This window comes from Chitinophaga costaii (assembly GCF_900094705.1).
Taxonomy (GTDB): Bacteria; Bacteroidota; Bacteroidia; order Chitinophagales; family Chitinophagaceae; genus Chitinophaga; species Chitinophaga costaii.
Genome location: NZ_FMAR01000003.1, coordinates 40,150 through 60,856 on the forward strand (window position 1 = coordinate 40,150; position 20,707 = coordinate 60,856).

A 20,707-nucleotide genomic window follows, 5' to 3' on the forward strand; every position below is an offset into this window, starting at 1 on the left:
TGCTGAAAAAGATAATGCCATTTACGAAAATATGCATACGATTACCAGGAAGTGGGGTGCTGGCCACACCATACGTTTGCCGGAGAAAAAAACCAGTGGCCGTTTGTATTGCAATGCTCTGGGTAAAGTTTCCATCACTATTTTATGGACGCTGGCAAGAACGAAAGTTGTAGTGATAAATTGACCTTTATTCCAAACCCCGATATCATCCCGCCTGTTGGCCTTAGCAGCTGGCTTAAAAGATGGTTGGGGATTAGACTTTGATTAAAATATTCCTGAATCTCCCGAAAATATCCTGGCGAGACGGAACTTTGGATCCTATACAGATACTGTACCTAATTTACAGCGCATTTTAAAAATTTTGCATGTTCAAGACAAGATTCTCCTTGGTGGGAATGATTCTTATCCTGGTACTGGTGGTTTCAGCAATTACCAGGTTACTACTGTTCGCCAGTACACACGCATCCAATATGTCTTTCGGACAATTGTTGGGAGCCTTTATTATTGGGTTTATATATGATTGTACGGTAGCAAGTTTTGTGATAATTCCTTTTGTGTTGCAATTGTGGTTGCAAACTAATATTATATACCGTAAAAAGGTAATGCCGTATGTGGTGGCATTTTTCATGAGTGTATTGGCCTTGTTATTATTCACCCATGTGGTGCCAAAAGATTATAGCAAGGAATTATTTCGCTACCTGATTATTTATATTGTCTTGCGGTTTGCTATCTATTTGGTGCTATTTTTTTCGTCTCAAGGCTTTCGTATTCGCTGGCGCGCAGGTGTGCTATATGCGGCCACTACACTGGTGGTGTTTTTGATTTTATTGAATGGGGTCAGTGAATGGTTTTTCTGGCAGGAGTTCAGTACCCGCTATAATTTTATTGCGGTAGACTACCTGGTGTATACCACAGAAGTATTGGGTAACATTGGTGAGTCTTATCCCATTATACCTATCGTTGGCAGCCTGGTACTGGCAGCTGTGTTACTGGTTTACCTGAACCGGCGCTTTATCCGTTATAGCGTATGCTTGCCTTCGTCTTTTGCTAAACGAACGCTGATGGCTATTTTTCTGTTGCTGCTGCCGGTGCTGGGCTATTTTGTAGTGCAGGAAAAGTGGCGCAACTTTAGCCGGAATGCTTATGCAAATGCACTGGCTGGCAATGGACCTTATGAATTTGCTGAAGCCTTCATGGACAATGAATTGGATTTCTGTAAATTCTACCAAACCATGCCCGATACGGAGGCTTTCCGCCTGGTGCGCGCACAAATTCAAACGCCCAATGCCCGCTTTGTTAATAATAATCCTTATAGTATTGAAAGGGATATTACTTATGCAGAACCGGAACGCAAACTAAATGTAGTACTCATAAGCGTAGAAAGTTTTAGCGCCAGTTTCATGCGGGCGTTTGGTAGTGATAAAAATATAACACCTGCCCTGGATTCCCTGGCAAAGCACAGCTTGTTCTTTACAAATATGTTTGCATCGGGTACCCGCACGGTCCGTGGGCTGGAGGCTTTGTCACTTTCTATTCCGCCTACACCTGGACAGAGCATTGTGAAAAGGCCGGACAATGGTCACCTGTTTTCATTAGGCAGTGTTTTTCGCGCCAAAGGTTATATTACCCAATATATTTATGGAGGCTATAGTTACTTCGATAATATGAAGGCCTTCTTCAGCAACAATGGTTATGCTGTCATAGATCGTTCAGCTATTCCCGCTGCAAAAGTGCATTACGAAAATATCTGGGGCGTGGCAGATGAAGATTTGTTTACACTGGCCCTTCATATGCTGGATTCTAATCACCAGGCAGGCAAGCCTTTCTTCACCCATATTATGACGGTTTCTAATCACCGCCCCTATACCTACCCCGATGGGCGTATTGATATTCCTGCTGCTTCGCAAACCCGTGAGGGCGCTGTAAAATATACGGACTACAGTATTGTTAGATTTATTAAGGAAGCTGCTGCAAAACCTTGGTTCGATAGTACCGTATTTGTAATTGTGGCAGATCATTGTGCCAGTGCAGCCGGCCATGTGGAATTGCCGGTTACGGGATATCATATTCCTATGATGATCTATGCACCGAAAATATTGCCATCTCGGAATGTAAGTACGCTCACTGCACAGATAGATGTGGCGCCTACTATCCTGGGGTTGCTTAATTTTAATTATCGTTCTAAATTTTTTGGGCAAGATGTATTGCATTTGCCTGAAGGTAAAGAACGTGCCTTCATCAGCACCTACCAGGGATTGGGATATTTGAAGGATGGAACGTTGATCATACAATCGCCGGTAAAACAAGTACACTCGTTTAAACCCGACTTTACCAATGGCAACGCAATATCCATTCCCTTGGATCCGGCATTGCGCAACGAAGCCATTGCTTACTATCAAAGCATTAATTGGATATTAAAGCATAAACAGCAATCGGAATAAGCAGGTTGTAAAAAAAATAGGGCGTAAAACTATTTATAAGTAAGGTTTCCTGGAAAAAATGGTTCTCATCCGTTGCGGCCATTGGCATAAGGCAGTTCTTCTTATTTGAGCTACCATCGGGTAGCTGCTAATATTACGACTGTAGTTGGGGGTATTGATTTGGTGCAACTAAATTAATCAATTCCAGGATACACCCTTAATCCCCTAAATTTACAGGTAGTTAAAAAACCGGTGCTATGATCAGAAAAGCGATCCTATTCGCAGGTTGCGCCTTATGGATGCTGGTTACTGCCACTGTATCCGCCCAGCAAAAAATCGTTGTCTTCCAATCGGATTTTGGCCTCAAAGACGGCGCTGTATCGGCGATGAAAGGGGTGGCCAGCACTGTATCGACCGATCTGAAGTTGTATGACATTACCCATGAAATTCCCGCTTACAATATTTGGGAAGCCGCTTATCGCCTGGAGCAAACCGTACCCTACTGGCCCACCGGCACGGTGTTCGTTTCTGTGGTAGATCCCGGTGTGGGTACTGAACGTAAGTCGGTGGTGCTGAAAACCAACACCGGCCAGTTCATCGTAACACCAGACAATGGTACCCTTACCCTGGTGGCCGCATCCCTTGGTATAGCCGAAGTGCGGGAGATCGATGAAACGGTGAACCGTCGCAAAGATTCACAGCAATCTTATACTTTTCATGGACGTGATGTATATGCTTACACTGCCGCGCGACTGGCAGCAGGCGCCATTACATACGAACAGGTAGGCCCCCGGTTGCCAAACGAGGTGGTGCGCATTCCATACCAGGCGGCTGTGCTGGAAGGACATATTATTAAAGGTAGCATTGCTGTGCTGGACGTGCAGTATGGCAACTTATGGACTAACATCAGACGTGATCTCTTTCAACAATTAAGCCCGCAATACGGGGACGTGGTACACCTTACCGTCTTGCACAAAGGCATGCTTGTTTACAAAGGTGATGCGCCTTATAGCCAGACGTTTGGTGCAGTGGCCAAAGGTAAACCACTGAGTTACCTCAATAGTTTACTGGATCTTTCCTTTGCCTTAAACCAAGCCAGTTTTGCCGCCGTGTACCACATTGGCAGTGGGCCCGATTGGAGCGTGGAAGTAGGGATTACCCATAAAAAATAAACAGGCAGAGGAGTGGGAACAGTCAGGCGTTGTATGCTTCTGTACCATTTATCATTTTAAAATACCGTTCATTCCAACAATTTATTATATTGGGTGGCGAATTTTATTCATCAAATTATTATTTACCATGCAGAAGATTTCACGTTATTTACTCGGCGTGTTGTGCGCCGCTGCCCTAGCCAGTTGTAACAATGGGGCAAGTACTAAAACGGTTTCAGATTCTACTACCGTTGCTACTGATACCATTAAAACGGCTACCGGCGTGGATTACAAGTTGGGCGTACAATTGTGGACATTCCGTGTTTTCACCTTCGCCGAAGCGCTCGATAAGGTAGATAGCGCAGGCATTAAAAACATTGAAGCCTTTTGGGGCCAGCCTTTGGGTGATGGTCTGAAAGGTAAATTCGGGGGAGATATGACCACCGACGAACGCGCCAAGGTAAAAGAACTACTTACGAAGAAAGGCATCAACCTGGTAGCGATGGGCGTGATCGTACCCAATGGTAAAGCAGAATGGATAAAAGCATTTGACCTGGCAAAATATTTTGGTCTCAGCTACATTACCGCAGAACCCATCAAAACACAGTGGAATGTGGTAGATAGCCTGGCGGGTGTTTATGGCATTAAGGTAGCCATCCACGATCATCCCAAACCAAACGTTTACTGGCACCCTGACTCCGTGCTGGCTGCTATCCAGGGACATCCCAACATTGGCTCCTGCGCAGACATTGGTCATTGGGCCCGCAATGGTCTCGATCCCGTAGAATGCCTGAAAAAACTGGAAGGCCACATCTACGGTGCTCACCTGAAAGACATCGTAAAATTTGGTGATACCGAGGCCGCAGATACCGTGGTGTCTAAAGGCGTGATCAATTTACCAGCCGTATTCGCAGAACTGAAACGCCAGCATTTTTCCAGTATGATATCTATAGAACATGAATCGAACTGGTATCACAACCTGCCCGATGTAATCTTTACTAAACAATATTTCGACGAGCAAACCAGTAAGCTGAAATAAGCAACCGTTTTGTTACATCACAAAAAGCCTGGCGGCGTTTGGCAACAAACATCACCAGGCTTTTTTGTATTTTGCAGGTATAACTTCCTGTTATGTCTAATATACAGCTTATCATAGAAGAACGCCCGGCAGACATTGGCCATTTTTTGGTAGGACGCCTGCTGCCTTTCCGCGAAAAACGCATGGTTGGGCCTTTCATTTTTATTGACCATATGGGACCGGTGCTGATGAGCGATCACCAGAACCTGGATATAGGCCCGCACCCCCACATTGGGTTGTCTACATTAACCTATTTATTCGAAGGCAATATTATACACCATGATACGCTGGGTACTAACGTGGAAATAAAACCCGGGCAAGTGAACTGGATGACAGCAGGTAAAGGCATTGTACATTCAGAACGCACTCCGGAACGCTTCCGGCACTCCGATAAACAAATGCATGGGATGCAAATATGGGTGGCATTACCCAAAGACCTGGAAGAAATGATGCCTTCATTTTTCCATGCCGAAGAAGATACCATTCCATCCTGGGAACAAAACGGCATTCACTATAAACTGATTGCCGGTGAAGTATTGGGTCAACGTTCTCCAGTGCCGGTGTATAGTCCGTTGTACCTGCTGGAACTGAAAAGCGTTCAAAGGCAAACAATTACACTGGGCGCCGATCTGTTTGGCGAAACTGGGTTGTATATTTTATCCGGACAGATAGAAAGCGAAGGCCATGTTTATGAACCCAAACGCATATTGGTGGCTAAAAACAGCAAATTATGCGATTTTGTAATGGCGGAAAATACCACCGTGTTTATCTTTGGCGGCGAACCGTTTGCCGAGCCACGTCATATTTACTGGAATTTTGTAGCCAGCACCCTGGAGCTTATTGATCAAGCGAAAGCAGATTGGGCAGCACAGCGTTTTCCCCTTTTACAGGGAGAGCCAGACATTATACCTTTGCCGCCCGTTAGTTCATCCCTCCGGCAAAAATCATAAGCTTACAACTAATTAAGCGATTTTCCTTTCAGCAACGACCGCACGCGCAGGCGCATATTTAGTTCATCCATCACCTGGCTGGCAAGCGCGAACAACTGAAGGGCCTGCGCTTCCGTAATGGATGGATGCGCCACATTGTCTACCGCGCAAACGGTACCAATTTGCGTGCCTTCCGGTGTACGCAATGGAGCTCCTACATAAAAGCGAACGGCCTGGTTGTCGTCGTTAATGCCGTTAGCAAATGGATTGGCCCTGAGCTGGGGAAACTGATGCGTATCCGGAAATACGGTAACCGGACGATTGTGAATGGCAATAGAGCAAAAGCTGGCATAACGCGGTAACACCGTGCAGCCTTCGTCACCCACATGGCTCTTGAAAAATACGTGGTCACGATCCACAAAATTTACACAAGCAATCGGCGTATTAAAAATACCCATAGCCTTGCGGGCAATGTTATCATAAATTTCTTCTGGAGCAGTGTTTAATATCTCATATCGATACAGGTGTTGTAATCTTTCTTTTTCATTGTCGGGTAAGAGAGAAGCGGGAATATTGGACGTATAGTGCATAGTATAAAAATAAATTCTGAGACCATTTTATTGCAGGCATACTGTATACCGGGGAAGCCTTTTTTGGCGGCAAAGGCAGGCCGTAGTGGTTGGAAACGCATTAAATTTAAAAAAATCCTGGTACTTAATAAGGCCCTAAAAAGGATTTAGCAAAAACCATCACCCTTTATATATTATTAATTAATAAATATGTATAATGCAATCAGGTATAAGTTATTAGCTTGTACATCACTATAAAGATGTGTACGGAATTTCAAATGCTGGGAGGCCGGATAAAAAATTATATGCCGGGTGGCTGTGTCCGGCAATAGCTTTCAGGTAACCGGAGTAGCATACGGGAACTTACATGGGGCAGTTTTCGTGGTAGTTCACGAGTTCAATGGGGCTGTGTGGAATTTCGAAGCCGGCATAAGCGGACTGTACTTCATCCAGCACGCTTTCGATTTCCATCGGATCAGTAGATAATACCAGGCGGCTGCGAAACGCCTTGATATTGGGCAAGCCTTTAAGATATTGGAAGTAATGTTTGCGCATATCATAAATGCCCGCTTTAGGGCCTTTCCAGGCCACGGATTTTTGCAGGTGATACTTACACACGGCTACCCGCTCTTCCAGCGTAGGTGGGGCCAGCATTTCGCCTGTTTTGATATAATGAGCCACCTCCCGGAATATCCAGGGGTAACCAATGGCGGCACGGCCAATCATAATGCCATCTACCCCATAGCGGTTTTTGTAGGCCAGCGCTTTTTGAGGCGTATTAATATCGCCGTTGCCAAAAATAGGAATGTGGATGCGGGGATTGTTTTTTACCTGGGCAATCAGGCTCCAATCGGCCTCGCCCTTGTACATCTGCATGCGGGTGCGGCCATGGATGGAGAGTGCTGCTATCCCCACGTCCTGGAGGCGCTCGGCCACTTCTTCAATATTCCTGGAGTTTTCATCCCAGCCCAGGCGGGTCTTTACCGTTACGGGCAGGGAGGTAGCTTTTACACAGGCCGCCGTGAGGCGTACCATGAGGTCTATGTCTTTCAGTACACCCGAGCCTGCGCCTTGGGCCACAATACCTTTTACGGGGCAGCCAAAGTTGATGTCCAACAGGTCGGGATTCGTGGCGTCCACAATCCGGGAGGCCAGCGACAGGCTTTCTTCGTCGCCGCCGAAAATTTGAATACCCACGGGGCGTTCGTTGTCAAAAATATCCAGTTTGCGTTTGCACTTAATGGCGTCCCGAATCAGCCCCCCACTGGAAATGAATTCAGTGTAAAGCAGATCCGCCCCATTTTCTTTGCACACCGCCCGGAACGGAGGGTCCGTAACATCTTCCATGGGCGCCAGGAGCAAGGGAAAGTCCGGCAACTCAATATTGGCAATCTTCACCACTTATTTGATAATTGAACTGCAAAAATACTTTAAAAATGGTACAAGGTGATGGATGTCCCCCCGGAGCTTTGCCGCCCGCGCTACACGGTACGGAAGGACGGTACCTGGTACATAATACCTTTTCAATACCTTTGCGCTCATAAAAGCCGCTTACGGTAAACGAACCACATGAAATTTGAACAATACCATATTTCCCCGGATATTAAAAAAAGCCTTGCAGAGCTGGGTTTTCGCCGGCCTACCGATATCCAGTTTAAAGCCATCCCTTCCATTTTAAAAGGTGATGACGTACTGGCCATTGCCCAAACAGGTACCGGCAAAACAGCCGCTTTTGCCATTCCCATACTAGACCGGTTGCAGCAACAACGCCACCGCACCGGGCCCAATGAGGTGCGCTGCCTGGTAATGGTACCCACCCGCGAGCTGGCCGTGCAGATATCTGAGGTGTTCAAGGAAATAGGAAAATACACCAGCCTCCATATCCTGGGTCTCTTTGGCGGTGTAGAGCAAGCCGCACAGATAGCCCAGCTGGAAAAGGGGGTAGATGTGCTGATTGCTACGCCCGGTCGTATGTTCGACCTGATAAACCAGCAGCACATTGATCTCAGCCAGGTGCAAACACTCATTCTGGATGAGGCAGATCATATGCTGGACCTGGGCTTTATCCGTGATATCCGCGATGTAATGAAGCACCTACCCCGCCATCACCAAACGCTCTTTTTCTCCGCGACGATCGACGAAGAAATTAAAGATCTGGCTTATTCCATTGTGCGAAACGCCATCCGTATCCAGATATCCCCGCAAGACCCGGTATCTAAAAATGTGAGCCATGCCGTGTCTTACATCGCCATGGACGATAAACGTTTTTTCCTGGAACGCATTGCCAAAGAATTTCCCGATAAAAAAATATTGGTATTTGTACGCACCAAAGTGCGCGCAGAACGGGTAGCTGCTGCTATGGACCGGGTGGAGATTAAAACCCTGGTTATGCACGGCGGCAAAGAGCAGCAAGACCGTTTGAAGGTGATGGATGAATTTAAGCAGGGCGATGTTAAAATACTCATCACCACCGATGTAAATGCGCGGGGCATTGATATCCCCAACGTAGATTATGTGGTAAACTACGACCTGCCCGACGAACCGGAAAATTATGTACATCGTGTAGGCCGTACCGGCCGGGGCGTACAGAAAGGGCAGGCCATTTCATTTTGCAGTGAGGAAGAAAAGCCTATTCTTAAGGAAATACAAAAATATTTAGGCAAGGAAATTCACGAGATGAAGATCGATAAAGACGATTACCGGGAAACCATCGTATTCTCAGAAGAAACGCCCAATGATAACTGGCAGTTGCTGATAGATGAGCATAATGCCGAAATGGATAAACATAAGGGGAAAAAGAAAAAAAAGAAATAAACACGCATCCGCTCCGCTCATCATTGCTGCCAGCCCCCCAAGGCCGGCAGTTTTTGTTTTTATTGTATCTTTCCGATAGCTAAATGCTACACTCATGGAGCAAACAATGAATTTTCAATGGTATGTGGATTATTACGACAAACTCCTACACGAGCCTAACCCGCCTGCGCCTTATGATCAGCCTAAATACATTGAATTTACCCGGTTAAACCTTGCTCATATGAACCGCTGGATGCGCAGCGGAATATTGCTGCCCGAAACCCAGGCCCTGACGGAAAAAATCACCGCACCGCAGCACTGGACGGTGATCACCGAAGCCTGGTGTGCCGATGCCGCCAATACCATTCCTTTTATACGCAAGATAGCTGCGCTCCGGGAACAAATAAAAGTCACCTATGAATTGCGCGACAGCGCGCCCTTTCGCATTAATAACTATCTCACTGGCACTAGCAAGTCTATTCCTAAACTAATTATTCAGGACAAGGCAGGCCAGGATATTTTCGTATGGGGTCCGCGCCCGGCAGAGTGCCAGGCATTGTACAATCAACTACAGCAAGAAAAGGCGCCTTTCGAAACCATGAAGGTGGAAATGCAAAAATGGTACAACCACGATGCTGGCCGCTCTTTCCAGCAAGAACTGATAGCAGGGCTGGTGCCGCTGCTGGTATAAACACCTATTCTTTTCATCTAAAATACCAATTCAGCATTAGACAAACGCCGCGGAAAAAACCTATTTGAAACTATAAAGGTTCTGTTGGTTTTCGCCAGGGTTATAACTGTACTTAAAACAAAAATCATTCATGGTAATTAGTTAAACCCTTAACTTTAAGCAATACGGGTAATACCAAAATTTATGTCACCACGGTATAGGCAAGGAAATGACCGGAGCCCTGCGGGCCCATTTTACAATAGTTAGGAATTTTTAAAACGCTAAATCTTATACCATGGCTTACACGATTATGATGACCACCGACTTCAGCGCTTCCACCAAAAATGCAACGAGGTACGCCCTGGCATTCACACATCAGCAAGCAGCAGCTTTAGACCTGGATTACGTACTGTTGCACATTTATTCCATGCCAGCTACCATCAGCGGGGAAGGCGTGGCCCTGGCATCCATTAATGATGATTATGCACATGCCGAAAGGGAATTGGAAATTGAGCTGGATTGGATACGACAAAATTATCCCCAGCTAAAAGTAAGGTCATTACTGGTGGTGGGTAATATACACGAAGAACTGGTATCGCTAGTGGGCAACGGGAAGGATGTGATCGTGTTCATGGGTGCCGCCGGCGAGTACGACGATCTGCTCTCCTGGGACAATGAAATTCTGAACTCCCTGCGTAACCTGAAAGCACCGGTATTGCTGGTGCCCCAGCATATGGAATTTAAACCATTGCGCAACATTGGGTATGCCTGCAATTACAAAAATATCACCAGCCGGTTGCCTTTTCAGCGCCTCATCAATACAGTAGCCCTTGCAGGTGGCGCACAACTTAAAGTGGTGTATGTAGAAACGCCAGTAATCGATGACCATATCGAGGAAGAGAAAGGGGAGGCTATCCTGAAGGCTGCGCTGGCGCCCGTTAAGCCGGAATACTTCAAAATGCAAAACTCTCATGTAATAGATGCCATTGCGCAGTTTGTAGCCGATCAGCAAATAGACCTGCTCATCATGGTACCCCGCCAGCACGGCATCTGGAATAGCCTGTTTCACCGCAGCAATACCAAGGGGCTGGCCCGGCTGAATAAACTGCCCATCCTGGCTTTGCGGGAACTCTAATTATTTATAACCTTTTTCATAACATTTGCGCGGCAGTGCCTGTTTGTACAGGTGCTTGCCGCACTTTTTATTAGCGCTCGTAAGCATTATGAATGCGGTCTATCGGGTCGGTAAAGGGGCGCAAATGCACTCTCTCGGCAATCTTGGCGGCTTTGTACTGTGCGTCGGCGCGGGCTGCATTGCGTAAAGCCACCCGTTGCTTGTACTGGAACCAGCGCTGACCTAATAGTTTGCGCAGCAAATTATCCGTGCGGCGCACCACCAGGATATTCCACAAGCCGGTAAGCCGCTCGGCAAAGGAAGCGGAGAGTGCCCGGTGGCTTACACTGTAGCCGGCTGTAACGTATTGTATGTAATGCCAGTAGCCGGAGGGAATAAATAACGTATCCCCATGCTCAAGGGTGCATTCATACCCTTGCAGGTGGCGTAAGGCAGGATATTGCTCGTAATCCGGGTGCCGCAGATCCGGTGTGCCGTGAAAACTAAAAGGCAGTTTGTACAGGAACGGAGACTGATCATTGGCAAAGAGTAATACTTTTTTTACCCCCTGGAATTGTGTCAGGAATACATGCGACATATCGATGTCGTAATGATACCGTACACTGGAGCCGGCACCGCCAAAAAACATCAGGGGTAGCCAGTTTAGCAGGCCCTTGGCCAGTGGTCTTACTTTAAGTTGCTTTTTTAGCGCAGGATAGTCCATCAATATGTTAAAGAGAAAGAGACGGGCCTCTGTGGGGCCAGACTGTATGCGGTCCAGATAGGCGGCAAAAGTGGTTCTTTCTTCTGGAGGACTGGTTACCTTGTCCGGATGGGCATCTTCACTGCCATGCACCGCTACGGAAGCGGCGCCGGCCTTTTCTTTAAAATACTCCAGATCCCACAGTTGCATGGCTTCACAATCGGCCACCACAAAATCCTTAAGTATAACGGGTATCCCAGGTTTAAAATAGCGCTGCTGAAATGTTTGCGGATCAATACCGCTAACGGCAGGAATGGATTGAAGCTGCATAAGAACCGAATTTAGTCTACAGGTCTTATGGACTAATATACGGCGTATTTTTATTATGACATAAAAAAACATGGAGCAGGGAAAATGAAAAAGGGCGTAATCCGTGACAGGATTACGCCCTTCAATGTTTTTTTTAGCTGAGGTGGGGGGTATTGTTACATGGAAGCCAATTGCACTTTCTGTTGAAGCTCCATCACATTATCGCGGAAGTTGATATCCGTATCCATCAGATCTTTCACGGTTTGGCAGGAGTGGATCACGGTGGTATGGTCTCGGCCTCCAAAATGTTCACCAATGGTTTTAAGTGAGTTTTTGGTAAATGACTTAGCCAGGTACATCGTGATTTGCCGTGCCTGTACAATCTCGCGCTTGCGGGTTTTTTGCAGCAGCTTGTCGTAAGACACTTCAAAATAATCGCACACCATTTTTTGGATGCTTTCTATGGTAATTTCTTTGGAAGAAGTTTTTACGAAAGATTTCAGCACGCGTTTGGCCAATTCCAGATCTATCTCCTTACGGTTCAGCGATGACTGGGCCAGCAGGGAGATCAAGGCACCTTCCAGTTCGCGTACATTGCTCTGGATGTTGTAAGCCACGTATTTAATGACCTCTTTGGGCATTTCCAGGCCATCGTTGCGCATCTTCATTTCCAGGATCTCCATACGTACTTCAAATTCGGGTACCTGTATGTCGGCGCTGAGTCCCCAGCGGAAGCGGCTTAGCAAGCGTTCCTGTACCCCGTCGAGGTCCTTGGGCGGCTTATCCGAGGTAAGGATGAGCTGCTTACCGGATTGGTGCAGGTGATTGAAGATGGCGAAGAAGGCATCCTGCGATTTTTCTGCACGGGCAAAGAATTGGATATCGTCCAGTATCAACACATCTATCAGTTGATAAAAGTGGATGAAGTCGTTGATGATATTATTCTTCGAGTGATCGATGAACTGGTTGATAAATTTTTCGGCACTTACATATAATACTGCTTTGTTCGGATGAATGGTTTTTACTTCATTCCCGATGGCCTGTGCCAAGTGTGTTTTACCAAGGCCCACGCCGCCATAAATAACCAGTGGATTGAAAGAAGTACCACCCGGCTTTTCGGAAACAGTTTTACCTGCCCGTCTTGCCACGCGGTTGCAATCTCCTTCAATGTAAGCGTCGAAGGTGTAATTAGGATTGAGTTGTGAATCGATCTGTACCCTTTTGATACCAGGGATGACGAAAGGATTTTTGACTGGGTTTTGAATAGTTAGCGGAAAATCAACTTCACTGTCCCTTTGCTGCTTGGCAAACTGGGTGGGCATGTTTACCGTTTTAGGGTGTTGATGCGGTGTGCCATTTTCTACTACAATACGGTATTCCAGTCTTGCCTCCTTGCCCAGCTCACGTTTGATCGTTTTACCAAGTAAACCAACATAATGTTCTTCGAGGTATTCATAGAAGAATTGACTCGGCACTTGGATAGTTAGAACATTGTTTTCAAGCCCAATCGGTTTAATAGGCTCAAACCAGGTTTTAAATGGCTGCCACTCCACAATATCCCTAATTATATTCAGACACCTTTCCCAAACTTGTTCGCAAGTTTTGTTCATTGAGCTAGAAAAAATTATTTGTTTAGTAATTAAGGTGTTCTCGAAATGTAAAAATTCCAATTGGGATTTAGAAACTTTTTTTTGGACAGGGAAACGAATATCTGTAGAAAATACTAGAAAAAAAAATTAATCTAACCTTGTTTTAATAGCCTTTAATACAGCCTTCAGATGTCCTGTTTTTGCGCGTTTTAGCCGCCGCTATATATTGATTTTACTGCTATCTCAGCTTACCAATTGCTAAAATATATGTAAGCTGATTCCCAATATTTTTCCATTGCTATTCACTTTTTATCGTCCATAAAATAATATACCGGCTAAAATAATATAGTACATGACAGGGGAAGTAAGAAACAGCGATAAGATATGGCTTCTTTCATAACCTTTGCAGTACGGTGTGTTACAATTATAGCAGGGTATGCCTGCTATTTGGTTTGCCTTCGGTTGGCGCAAACCGGGTTGCAAATTTAGGGGATTGAAAGAGATTATCCACATCCGATGAGGAAAAATAAATTTAGGAACTGATTACTCTTTACCTTATCTTTTGCCGTATCTTTGGCGATTCAATACAGAAAAAATACTATATAATATGAGTTTTGAAATTACAGGTAAACTGGTTGTGAAATACAACACCATGCAGCGCAGTGAGACGTTTAAGACCAGGGAATTCGTAATTGAGAAATCCGACGATATCAATGGTCGTGTTATTACCAATTACATAAAATTCCAGGCAGTTCAAGACCGCACCGCGATCGTAGACCGCTTCCAGGAAGGTGAAAACGTGAAAGTGTATTTCAACATTAAAGGCACCCGTTGGGAAAAAGACGGCAAAGTGAACTATATTACTAATCTTGACGCCTGGCGCATGGAATCTATAGTGGCCAATACTCCTGGAGTAGATCCACAACCTAACTATGGCGGTTCCCAGGAATTTTCGGGTGGTGCCGCTCCTGCTGCTACCAGCAATGTAGACGACTTACCATTTTAAGCCGTTTCTCTCTCTCTAAAATACGGCCACAAAACATATTATTCCAAAGATTCATGGTTGTTGAACAACGAAGGGTCTTTGGAATTTGTATTTTAGTAAGGAGATAATTGTGAAGCTGCATATATTTTAAAATAAGGAATAAATAAAATAAACGCTACAGCACTGGTTTATTACATGTAGCAAACATTACTTCATTGCAAAGACACGGCCATCTTTTCAAGGATGGCCAAATAGGATAAGCCGGGAAAAATTTATTTTTGTCGCACCAGTATCAAAAAGTTGTAGGATCGCTACCTAACCACTATTAATTATGCAACAACAGATTTCCGTGAAGCTGCCACCTGCCGCAGTGGCCAGTCATCCCGATATCTTACAGGCCGCCGCAGCTACCCTGGGAATAGCGCACACGCGTATTACAGGGTTTAATATTCTCAAGCGCAGCATCGATGCACGTTCCCGTCAGGTGTATTATATCCTTACTTTGCAAGTGTTCATTGATGAACCTTATCATGTAAGTCATTTCACCCCCATTCATTACCCCACCGTTCCTGGCACGGCTACGCCGGTTATTGTAATAGGTGCAGGGCCGGCAGGACTTTTTGCTGCGCTGCGCTTGCTGGAGGCCGGTCTAAAACCTGTGGTACTGGAAAGGGGCCGCGATGTGCGTACCCGTCGCCGCGACCTGGCCATCCTGAACCGCTCCGGTGTGGTGAACCCCGAATCAAATTACTGCTTCGGCGAAGGTGGTGCTGGAACATACTCTGATGGTAAATTATACACCCGTTCCGGCAAGCGGGGAGATATCAATAAAATCCTGCAGGTTTTTGTACAATTTGGTGCCGATGAAAATATTTTGTATGAAGCGCATCCCCATATTGGCACGAATAAATTACCTCATATCATTACCAGCATGCGGGAGCAGATCGTGGCCAGTGGGGGCGAGGTGCATTTTGAACAGAAGGTAACGGAATTTATCCTCAGGGATAATGCCCTGCAAGGCGTAAAAACTGCTGCCGGCGCCACTTTTAGCGCCCGGCATGCCATCCTGGCCACGGGCCACTCTGCCCGTGATATTTTTGAACTGTTGCAGCAGCAACAAATTCAGATCCATGCCAAGCCCTTTGCGCTCGGTGTGCGCGTAGAGCATCCGCAAATGTTGATTGATAGTGTGCAGTATCATAGTACGGTAAGAGGGGAATACCTGCCACCTGCCAGTTACAGCCTGGTAGAGCAAGTGGAAGGCAGGGGCGTGTTCTCTTTCTGCATGTGCCCTGGTGGTATCATAGCACCAGCTGCCACCAGCCCTGGTGAGCTGGTGGTGAATGGGTGGTCGCCCTCTAAGCGCAATAACCCTTATGCCAATTCCGGCATGGTGGTGACGGTAGATGAGCGCGATTTTACCCCCTTTGCAGATAAGGGCGCCCTGTCTGCCATGTATTATCAGCAAATGGTGGAACGCAATGCCTATGAGGCTGGCGGTGGCCGCTTCGTGGCACCTGCCCAGCGCATGACCGACTTTGTACAGCGTAAGGTATCTGCCTCGCTGCCCCATTGCTCTTACGTGCCGGGTGTACAGGCTACAGATCTCTTCCAGGTACTTCCTTCCGCCGTATCTTCCCGGCTAGCGGCTGCTTTTGTGGCCTTCGGTAAAAAAATGCGCGGTTACTATACGGCCGATGCCATCCTGGTAGCTACTGAGTCGCGCACCTCCTCACCAGTTCGCATTCCGCGGGAAAACGATACGCTTATGCATCCACAGGTGAAGGGCCTGTATCCCTGCGGGGAAGGGGCTGGTTATGCGGGGGGCATCGTAAGCGCTGCAATGGATGGAGAACGCGTAGCAGTGGCCATTGCAGATTTTTAAAAAGTGAAGGCATTGTATTATATTTCCAGTACAAAAATAATAAGCCATCACTATGCATTTGCTCCAGGTTTCCCACCTCAAAAAGTATTATGCCACACACAAAGCTGTGGATGATATTAGCTTCGACATTCCCTCCGGTAGCATTTTTGGTTTGTTAGGCCCTAACGGCGCAGGGAAAACCACTTTGCTGCGCATGATCACCGGTATTTTTTTCCCCGACGAAGGCAGCATTACCTTTGACGGGCGTCCTTACCATGCGCTGGGAGACAGTGCTAACATCGGTTACATGCCAGAGGAACGAGGTTTGTATAAGAAAATGAAGGTGGAGGAACAGGTGTTATACCTTGCCCAACTAAAAGGCATGCACTACCGCGACGCTACCGAAAAAATTAATTATTGGTTTGCACGCTTTGATATTAATAGCTGGCGCTATAAAAAGATTGAAGAGCTGAGCAAAGGCATGCAGCAAAAGGTACAGTTTATTTCCACCATACTACACGGCCCCAAACTACTCATCCTCGATGAGCCGTTTTCCGGCCTGGACCCCATTAACGCAAGCCTCATCAAAAACGAGATATTTAACCTCGCCCAGCAAGGTACTACCATCATTTTCTCTACCCATCGCATGGGAGAGGTGGAAGAAATTTGCAACAGCATTGTGCTGGTAAATAAAGGCAAAAAGATCCTTGACGGCGGTGTGGCGCAGATAAAACAACAGTTTAAGCAACACTTGTTTAAAATAGCATTTGGTCAGCCCATCAACCCCGCCCACATGGCCACTTATCATTTTACGCTGGTAAAACAGGAGGACAATGCCTATATACTGAAAAAAAATCCGGATAGCAGTACCAACGATATCCTCAGCCATTTTATCCGCCAGGAAGTAACTATTACCCACTTCGAAGAAATTTTGCCCTCGCTTAACGAGATTTTTATCCAGCAGGTGCAGTTAATGGAAACAGCTGGCGTACCCATTGTGGCCGCCTAATCATTTTATATCCCAAACACACTACGTATGAATAAGATCTGGCTCATTATAAAAAGAGAATATTTAACCCGCGTGCGCAAAAAGTCTTTCCTGGTAATCACTTTGCTCATCCCGGTGTTTTTTGCCGCCATGGTGATCATACCGGTACTGATGGCGATGAACGACGGCAATAATGAAAAGATTGCCGTAGTAGACGAAAGCCATTTGTTTAAAGGCAAATTGGCCGATGCCAACGGCGTATTGTATAAATACCAGGAGCATGCCGCCATCGATACGTTTAAGGCCAATTATGAGAAGCTAGGCTATACGGGCATATTATACGTACCCAACATTGAACTGGAACGCCCTGGCACTATTTATTATTACAGTAAAGGACAGCCAGGCATAGACCTGCAATCCAAGCTGAATAGTGATGTAAATCGCGTGATCGAAAACCTGCGCATGGAAAAAGCAGGCATAGACCAGGAAAAACTGGCATCTGTGCGGTCTAACGTAAGTGTAACCTCCATCACCGACACTGGTAAGCAGGGCAACGCCGTTGTGGCATGGGCAGTGGGTTATGGCAGTGGGTTTGCGATTTACATTGTGCTGCTACTGTTTGGTATGCAGGTAATGCGCGGCGTTTCCGAAGAAAAAACCAGCCGCATTGCAGAAGTAATGGTGTCTAGTGTGAAACCTTTTGAACTGATGATGGGAAAAATTCTGGGTGTAGCAGGGGTGGGCCTTACCCAATTCATTATCTGGATTGTACTGATCACTTGTTTTTATACCCTGGCCCTGCCGGCTTTGATTGGCCAGGCCGGTGCACACCAGGTAGTGGCAGGCAGCGCACAAACAGCTGCGGTGTCGCATATGATGGAAAACATTCACCAGGGTATGGACGCGGTGAATGTACCACTGCTGGTGGGCTGCTTCCTGTTTTACTTCGTGGGAGGATACCTGTTTTATGCATCCCTGTTTGCCGCAGTAGGCAGCTTGGTGAATGAAGATGCCAATGATGCGCAATCGCTCACCTTTCCTATCACCTTACCGGTAATCATAGGCTTGTTTATCATGTTTGCCGCCGTAAAAAACCCTACCAGCCCACTGGCAGTGTGGGGCAGCCTTATCCCTTTTACGGCACCCATGGTAATGATGGCGCGGCTGCCTTACGGTGTGCCAGGCACGGTGCCTTACTGGCAGCTCCTGCTTTCTTTTGTTTTGCTTATCCTGGGTTTCCTCGGCACAACCTGGGCGGCGGGCAAAATATACCGCACCGGTATTCTTATGTATGGGAAAAAAATTACCTGGGGCGAGGCTATTAAATGGGTCACAAGAAAACAATAATGGCTGTGCATGGCTTTATAAATTACCTGGAGAACATATCTAATAGAGTGTGCTTGATGGCATGGCTGATTAAGAATCAACTGCGTTTTATGTCAGGTAAATAGCCTGCCCAATTGTTGCGTAGCAGCGATAAATTCTGTCCAGATCTCCAGCACCACATCTGCTGCAGGTTTAATGTCTTTTATCAGGGCGCTCACCTGACCTATTTCTAATTCTCCGTCCTGCATATTTCCTTCAAACATGCCGGCTTTGGCCCTGGCGCGGCCCAGCAGTGTTTTTAGTGTATCTATATCTGCGCCACTATCTTCCGCTTTTTTAATGGCATCATAAAAATTGTTTTTCAGCAAACGTACGGGAGTCAGTTTCTTTAACGCCAGGATGGTATCACCTTCTCCGGCGGCCACCACGGCTTGTTTAAATAAATGGTGTACAGAAGCTTCGGGCGTTGCTACAAAACGGCTGCCTACCTGTACGCCTTCCGCGCCCAGTGCAAAGGCGGCGGCCATGGCTTTCCCCGAGGCAATGCCACCTGCGGCAATGAGTGGAATACGGAGTTGTGCGGCCACGGCAGGGATGAGTACCATTGTGGTAGTTTCTTCCCGCCCGTTATGGCCTCCTGCCTCAAAACCTTCGGCCACGATGGCATCTACGCCAGCAGCCTCGCTTTTTAAAGCCAGGGCGGTGCTGGACACTACCTGCACTACGGTAATGCCGGCCTGTTTTAAAGTGGCCGTCCACGTTTTAGGACTGCCGGCGGAGGTGAAAACAATGGGTACCTTTTCTTCGATGATAAGCTGCATGAGCTGTCCGGTATCGGGGTAGAGCAGGGGCACGTTTACGCCGAAAGGCTTGTTGGTAGCAGATTTACAGGCCTGTATGTGTGCGCGCAATACATCGGGGTACATGCTGCCCGCGCCAATAATACCCAGCCCACCGGCATTGCTTACCGCCGCCGCCAGCCGCCAGCCGCTGGCCCAGATCATACCGGCCTGGATAATCGGGTATTGAATGCCGAATAACGTGGTAATGCGATTCTGTTGCATATAGTAAATGTAAGGAATTGTATTATCTGCCCGGTGCCGCCGGAATACCATTCGTTGGATAAAACAAATGCGTATACATGGTACACCCGTCATGCACCGGAGCAAGCGCCATCCTGGTCCCGCTTCCATGCACCCACTTGCTACTTTGGGCTTATGTTTTATCCTAAATCGATCTCTGTATTGTCGCCTATGTTCAGGCTTTGGGAAAGCCCGCGTATATTGGCATCGGAGCCAATGAGGGAAGATTTCAGCACTACCTCGTGCAGATTACTGAAAGAACCCACGATAGAATCTTTCACAATGGAATAATTTACCGTGGTATTGTCGCCCACGGCTACGTTGGGTCCTATGATGGAGTTTTTGATATTGCAATGCTCACCAATGCTCACCGGCGGAATGATGATGGTATTTTCGAACGGCGGTATAACGAAAGGCATTTGCTTTTTGAGCAGGATGGCATTGGTTTCCAGCAAGGTTTCCTTGCGCCCGCAATCGAACCAATTAGTTACTTTGTAGGCCTGCATTTTTACGCCGTGGTGGATCATACATTCCAATGCATCAGTAAGCTGGTACTCGTCGTGCGATTTTATTTTATTATTGATATTGTCTTGCAGGCAATCGAATAATTGCACCGTTTCGCGGATCTTGTACAAGCCTACTAAGGCCATGTTAGACTTAGGTATTTGTGGCTTTTCTACTACGCGGGTAATGATATGGTGTTCATCCATTTCACCTACACCAAAGTTGCGTGGGTCATCTACCTTTTTTACGCCCAGCAGGGAGTGGGGTGCGGCAATGATTTCCTTAATGTTAGACTCCACGATAGTATCGCCCAGCACAATCAGTACTTCATCGTCCTGCACAATGCTGCGGGTCAGCAGAATAGCATGGCCAGTACCTTCCCGGCTGGTTTGCTGTACGAAGTGGCAGATAAGCTGCGGGTATTTCTGTTCTACGTAATGCTGAATTTTTTCACCCAGGTAACCCACCACAAATACAAATTCGGTGATGCCGGCTTCCACCAGTTGGTCCACGATAATGCTAAGGATGGTTTTGCCTGCCAAAGGAATCAATGCTTTCGGCTGGGTGTAAGTATGTGGTCGTAGCTTGGTGCCGGCCCCGGCTACAGGTATGATCGCCTTCATGAACTCGTGT

Annotated in this window: 17 protein-coding genes; 11 read left to right on the forward strand and 6 right to left on the reverse strand. The window is 46.8% G+C overall.

Features of this window, described 5'->3' with window-relative positions; genetic code table 11:
* Positions 1-365: 365 nt before the first annotated feature.
* The 4 genes from GA0116948_RS05380 to GA0116948_RS05395 all read left to right on the forward strand — a co-directional run bounded on the left by GA0116948_RS05380 (position 366) and on the right by GA0116948_RS05395 (position 5,599).
* Positions 366-2,441 (forward strand): LTA synthase family protein, encoded by a 2,076-nt coding sequence (locus GA0116948_RS05380; protein ID WP_089709877.1) that lies wholly within the window; start codon positions 366-368, stop codon positions 2,439-2,441.
* 236 nt (positions 2,442-2,677) lie between these two features.
* The gene (locus tag GA0116948_RS05385) at positions 2,678-3,592 is read left to right on the forward strand and encodes an SAM hydrolase/SAM-dependent halogenase family protein (protein WP_089709879.1); all 915 of its coding nucleotides are present in this window, start codon (positions 2,678-2,680) and stop codon (positions 3,590-3,592) included.
* 127 nt (positions 3,593-3,719) lie between these two features.
* Entirely contained in the window at positions 3,720-4,610 is an 891-nt protein-coding gene (locus tag GA0116948_RS05390) for a sugar phosphate isomerase/epimerase family protein (protein WP_089709881.1), read from the forward strand.
* A gap of 92 nt (positions 4,611-4,702) precedes the next feature.
* Positions 4,703-5,599 carry a pirin family protein gene (locus GA0116948_RS05395; RefSeq protein WP_089709883.1) on the forward strand — a complete coding sequence of 299 codons (897 nt, stop codon included), beginning with the start codon at positions 4,703-4,705 and terminating at the stop codon, positions 5,597-5,599.
* Between the two features lie 8 nt (positions 5,600-5,607).
* On the opposite strand, the gene GA0116948_RS05400 is transcribed toward GA0116948_RS05395, so the two are convergent.
* Complete coding sequence (locus GA0116948_RS05400; RefSeq protein WP_089709885.1) at positions 5,608-6,168, reverse strand: GAF domain-containing protein; 561 nt, start codon at positions 6,166-6,168, stop codon at positions 5,608-5,610.
* 342 nt (positions 6,169-6,510) lie between these two features.
* Entirely contained in the window at positions 6,511-7,548 is a 1,038-nt protein-coding gene (gene dusB, locus GA0116948_RS05405; RefSeq protein WP_089709886.1) for a tRNA dihydrouridine synthase DusB, read from the reverse strand.
* Positions 7,549-7,716: 168 nt separating this feature from the next.
* Between dusB and GA0116948_RS05410 the strand changes: the two genes are divergently transcribed.
* The 3 genes from GA0116948_RS05410 (at position 7,717) to GA0116948_RS05420 (ending at position 10,745) form a co-directional block, all read left to right on the forward strand.
* On the forward strand, positions 7,717-8,961 hold the full coding sequence (locus GA0116948_RS05410) for a DEAD/DEAH box helicase (RefSeq protein WP_089709887.1): 1,245 nt from the start codon (positions 7,717-7,719) through the stop codon (positions 8,959-8,961).
* A 94-nt stretch (positions 8,962-9,055) separates the two neighbouring features.
* Entirely contained in the window at positions 9,056-9,631 is a 576-nt protein-coding gene (locus tag GA0116948_RS05415) for a thioredoxin family protein (RefSeq protein WP_205686048.1), read from the forward strand.
* A gap of 274 nt (positions 9,632-9,905) precedes the next feature.
* The gene (locus GA0116948_RS05420) at positions 9,906-10,745 is read left to right on the forward strand and encodes a universal stress protein (RefSeq protein WP_089709890.1); all 840 of its coding nucleotides are present in this window, start codon (positions 9,906-9,908) and stop codon (positions 10,743-10,745) included.
* 70 nt (positions 10,746-10,815) lie between these two features.
* On the opposite strand, the gene GA0116948_RS05425 is transcribed toward GA0116948_RS05420, so the two are convergent.
* A complete protein-coding gene (locus tag GA0116948_RS05425) occupies positions 10,816-11,757 on the reverse strand; it encodes a cupin-like domain-containing protein (protein WP_089709891.1) in 942 nt (313 codons plus the stop codon).
* 155 nt (positions 11,758-11,912) lie between these two features.
* On the reverse strand, positions 11,913-13,346 hold the full coding sequence (gene dnaA, locus GA0116948_RS05430; RefSeq protein WP_089709893.1) for a chromosomal replication initiator protein DnaA: 1,434 nt from the start codon (positions 13,344-13,346) through the stop codon (positions 11,913-11,915).
* Positions 13,347-13,932: 586 nt separating this feature from the next.
* Between dnaA and GA0116948_RS05435 the strand changes: the two genes are divergently transcribed.
* The 4 genes from GA0116948_RS05435 (at position 13,933) to GA0116948_RS05450 (ending at position 18,509) form a co-directional block, all read left to right on the forward strand.
* Positions 13,933-14,331 (forward strand): DUF3127 domain-containing protein, encoded by a 399-nt coding sequence (locus GA0116948_RS05435; protein WP_089709895.1) that lies wholly within the window; start codon positions 13,933-13,935, stop codon positions 14,329-14,331.
* A 310-nt stretch (positions 14,332-14,641) separates the two neighbouring features.
* Entirely contained in the window at positions 14,642-16,195 is a 1,554-nt protein-coding gene (locus tag GA0116948_RS05440; protein WP_089709897.1) for an NAD(P)/FAD-dependent oxidoreductase, read from the forward strand.
* 52 nt (positions 16,196-16,247) lie between these two features.
* Positions 16,248-17,183 (forward strand): ABC transporter ATP-binding protein, encoded by a 936-nt coding sequence (locus GA0116948_RS05445; protein ID WP_089709899.1) that lies wholly within the window; start codon positions 16,248-16,250, stop codon positions 17,181-17,183.
* 27 nt (positions 17,184-17,210) lie between these two features.
* The gene (locus tag GA0116948_RS05450; RefSeq protein ID WP_089709901.1) at positions 17,211-18,509 is read left to right on the forward strand and encodes an ABC transporter permease; all 1,299 of its coding nucleotides are present in this window, start codon (positions 17,211-17,213) and stop codon (positions 18,507-18,509) included.
* A gap of 92 nt (positions 18,510-18,601) precedes the next feature.
* Here the strand turns inward: GA0116948_RS05450 and GA0116948_RS05455 are convergent, their stop codons facing one another.
* A complete protein-coding gene (locus tag GA0116948_RS05455; RefSeq protein ID WP_089710497.1) occupies positions 18,602-19,552 on the reverse strand; it encodes an NAD(P)H-dependent flavin oxidoreductase in 951 nt (316 codons plus the stop codon).
* 158 nt (positions 19,553-19,710) lie between these two features.
* A complete protein-coding gene (locus tag GA0116948_RS05460; RefSeq protein WP_089709904.1) occupies positions 19,711-20,697 on the reverse strand; it encodes a sugar phosphate nucleotidyltransferase in 987 nt (328 codons plus the stop codon).
* Positions 20,698-20,707: the final 10 nt, after the last annotated feature.

What these genes read in the sequence shown, in the direction of transcription:
- GA0116948_RS05435 (WP_089709895.1), top strand. Translation starts at nt 13,933, where the DNA reads ATGAGTTTTGAAATTACAGGTAAACTGGTTGTGAAATACAACACCATG.
- GA0116948_RS05440 (WP_089709897.1), top strand. Translation starts at nt 14,642, where the DNA reads ATGCAACAACAGATTTCCGTGAAGCTGCCACCTGCCGCAGTGGCCAGT.
- GA0116948_RS05410 (WP_089709887.1), top strand. Translation starts at nt 7,717, where the DNA reads ATGAAATTTGAACAATACCATATTTCCCCGGATATTAAAAAAAGCCTT.
- GA0116948_RS05415 (WP_205686048.1), top strand. Translation starts at nt 9,056, where the DNA reads ATGGAGCAAACAATGAATTTTCAATGGTATGTGGATTATTACGACAAA.
- GA0116948_RS05455 (WP_089710497.1), bottom strand. Translation starts at nt 19,552, where the DNA reads ATGCAACAGAATCGCATTACCACGTTATTCGGCATTCAATACCCGATT.
- GA0116948_RS05380 (WP_089709877.1), top strand. Translation starts at nt 366, where the DNA reads ATGTTCAAGACAAGATTCTCCTTGGTGGGAATGATTCTTATCCTGGTA.
- GA0116948_RS05460 (WP_089709904.1), bottom strand. Translation starts at nt 20,697, where the DNA reads ATGAAGGCGATCATACCTGTAGCCGGGGCCGGCACCAAGCTACGACCA.
- GA0116948_RS05450 (WP_089709901.1), top strand. Translation starts at nt 17,211, where the DNA reads ATGAATAAGATCTGGCTCATTATAAAAAGAGAATATTTAACCCGCGTG.
- GA0116948_RS05385 (WP_089709879.1), top strand. Translation starts at nt 2,678, where the DNA reads ATGATCAGAAAAGCGATCCTATTCGCAGGTTGCGCCTTATGGATGCTG.
- GA0116948_RS05445 (WP_089709899.1), top strand. Translation starts at nt 16,248, where the DNA reads ATGCATTTGCTCCAGGTTTCCCACCTCAAAAAGTATTATGCCACACAC.
- GA0116948_RS05390 (WP_089709881.1), top strand. Translation starts at nt 3,720, where the DNA reads ATGCAGAAGATTTCACGTTATTTACTCGGCGTGTTGTGCGCCGCTGCC.
- dnaA (WP_089709893.1), bottom strand. Translation starts at nt 13,346, where the DNA reads ATGAACAAAACTTGCGAACAAGTTTGGGAAAGGTGTCTGAATATAATT.
- GA0116948_RS05395 (WP_089709883.1), top strand. Translation starts at nt 4,703, where the DNA reads ATGTCTAATATACAGCTTATCATAGAAGAACGCCCGGCAGACATTGGC.
- GA0116948_RS05420 (WP_089709890.1), top strand. Translation starts at nt 9,906, where the DNA reads ATGGCTTACACGATTATGATGACCACCGACTTCAGCGCTTCCACCAAA.
- GA0116948_RS05425 (WP_089709891.1), bottom strand. Translation starts at nt 11,757, where the DNA reads ATGCAGCTTCAATCCATTCCTGCCGTTAGCGGTATTGATCCGCAAACA.
- GA0116948_RS05400 (WP_089709885.1), bottom strand. Translation starts at nt 6,168, where the DNA reads ATGCACTATACGTCCAATATTCCCGCTTCTCTCTTACCCGACAATGAA.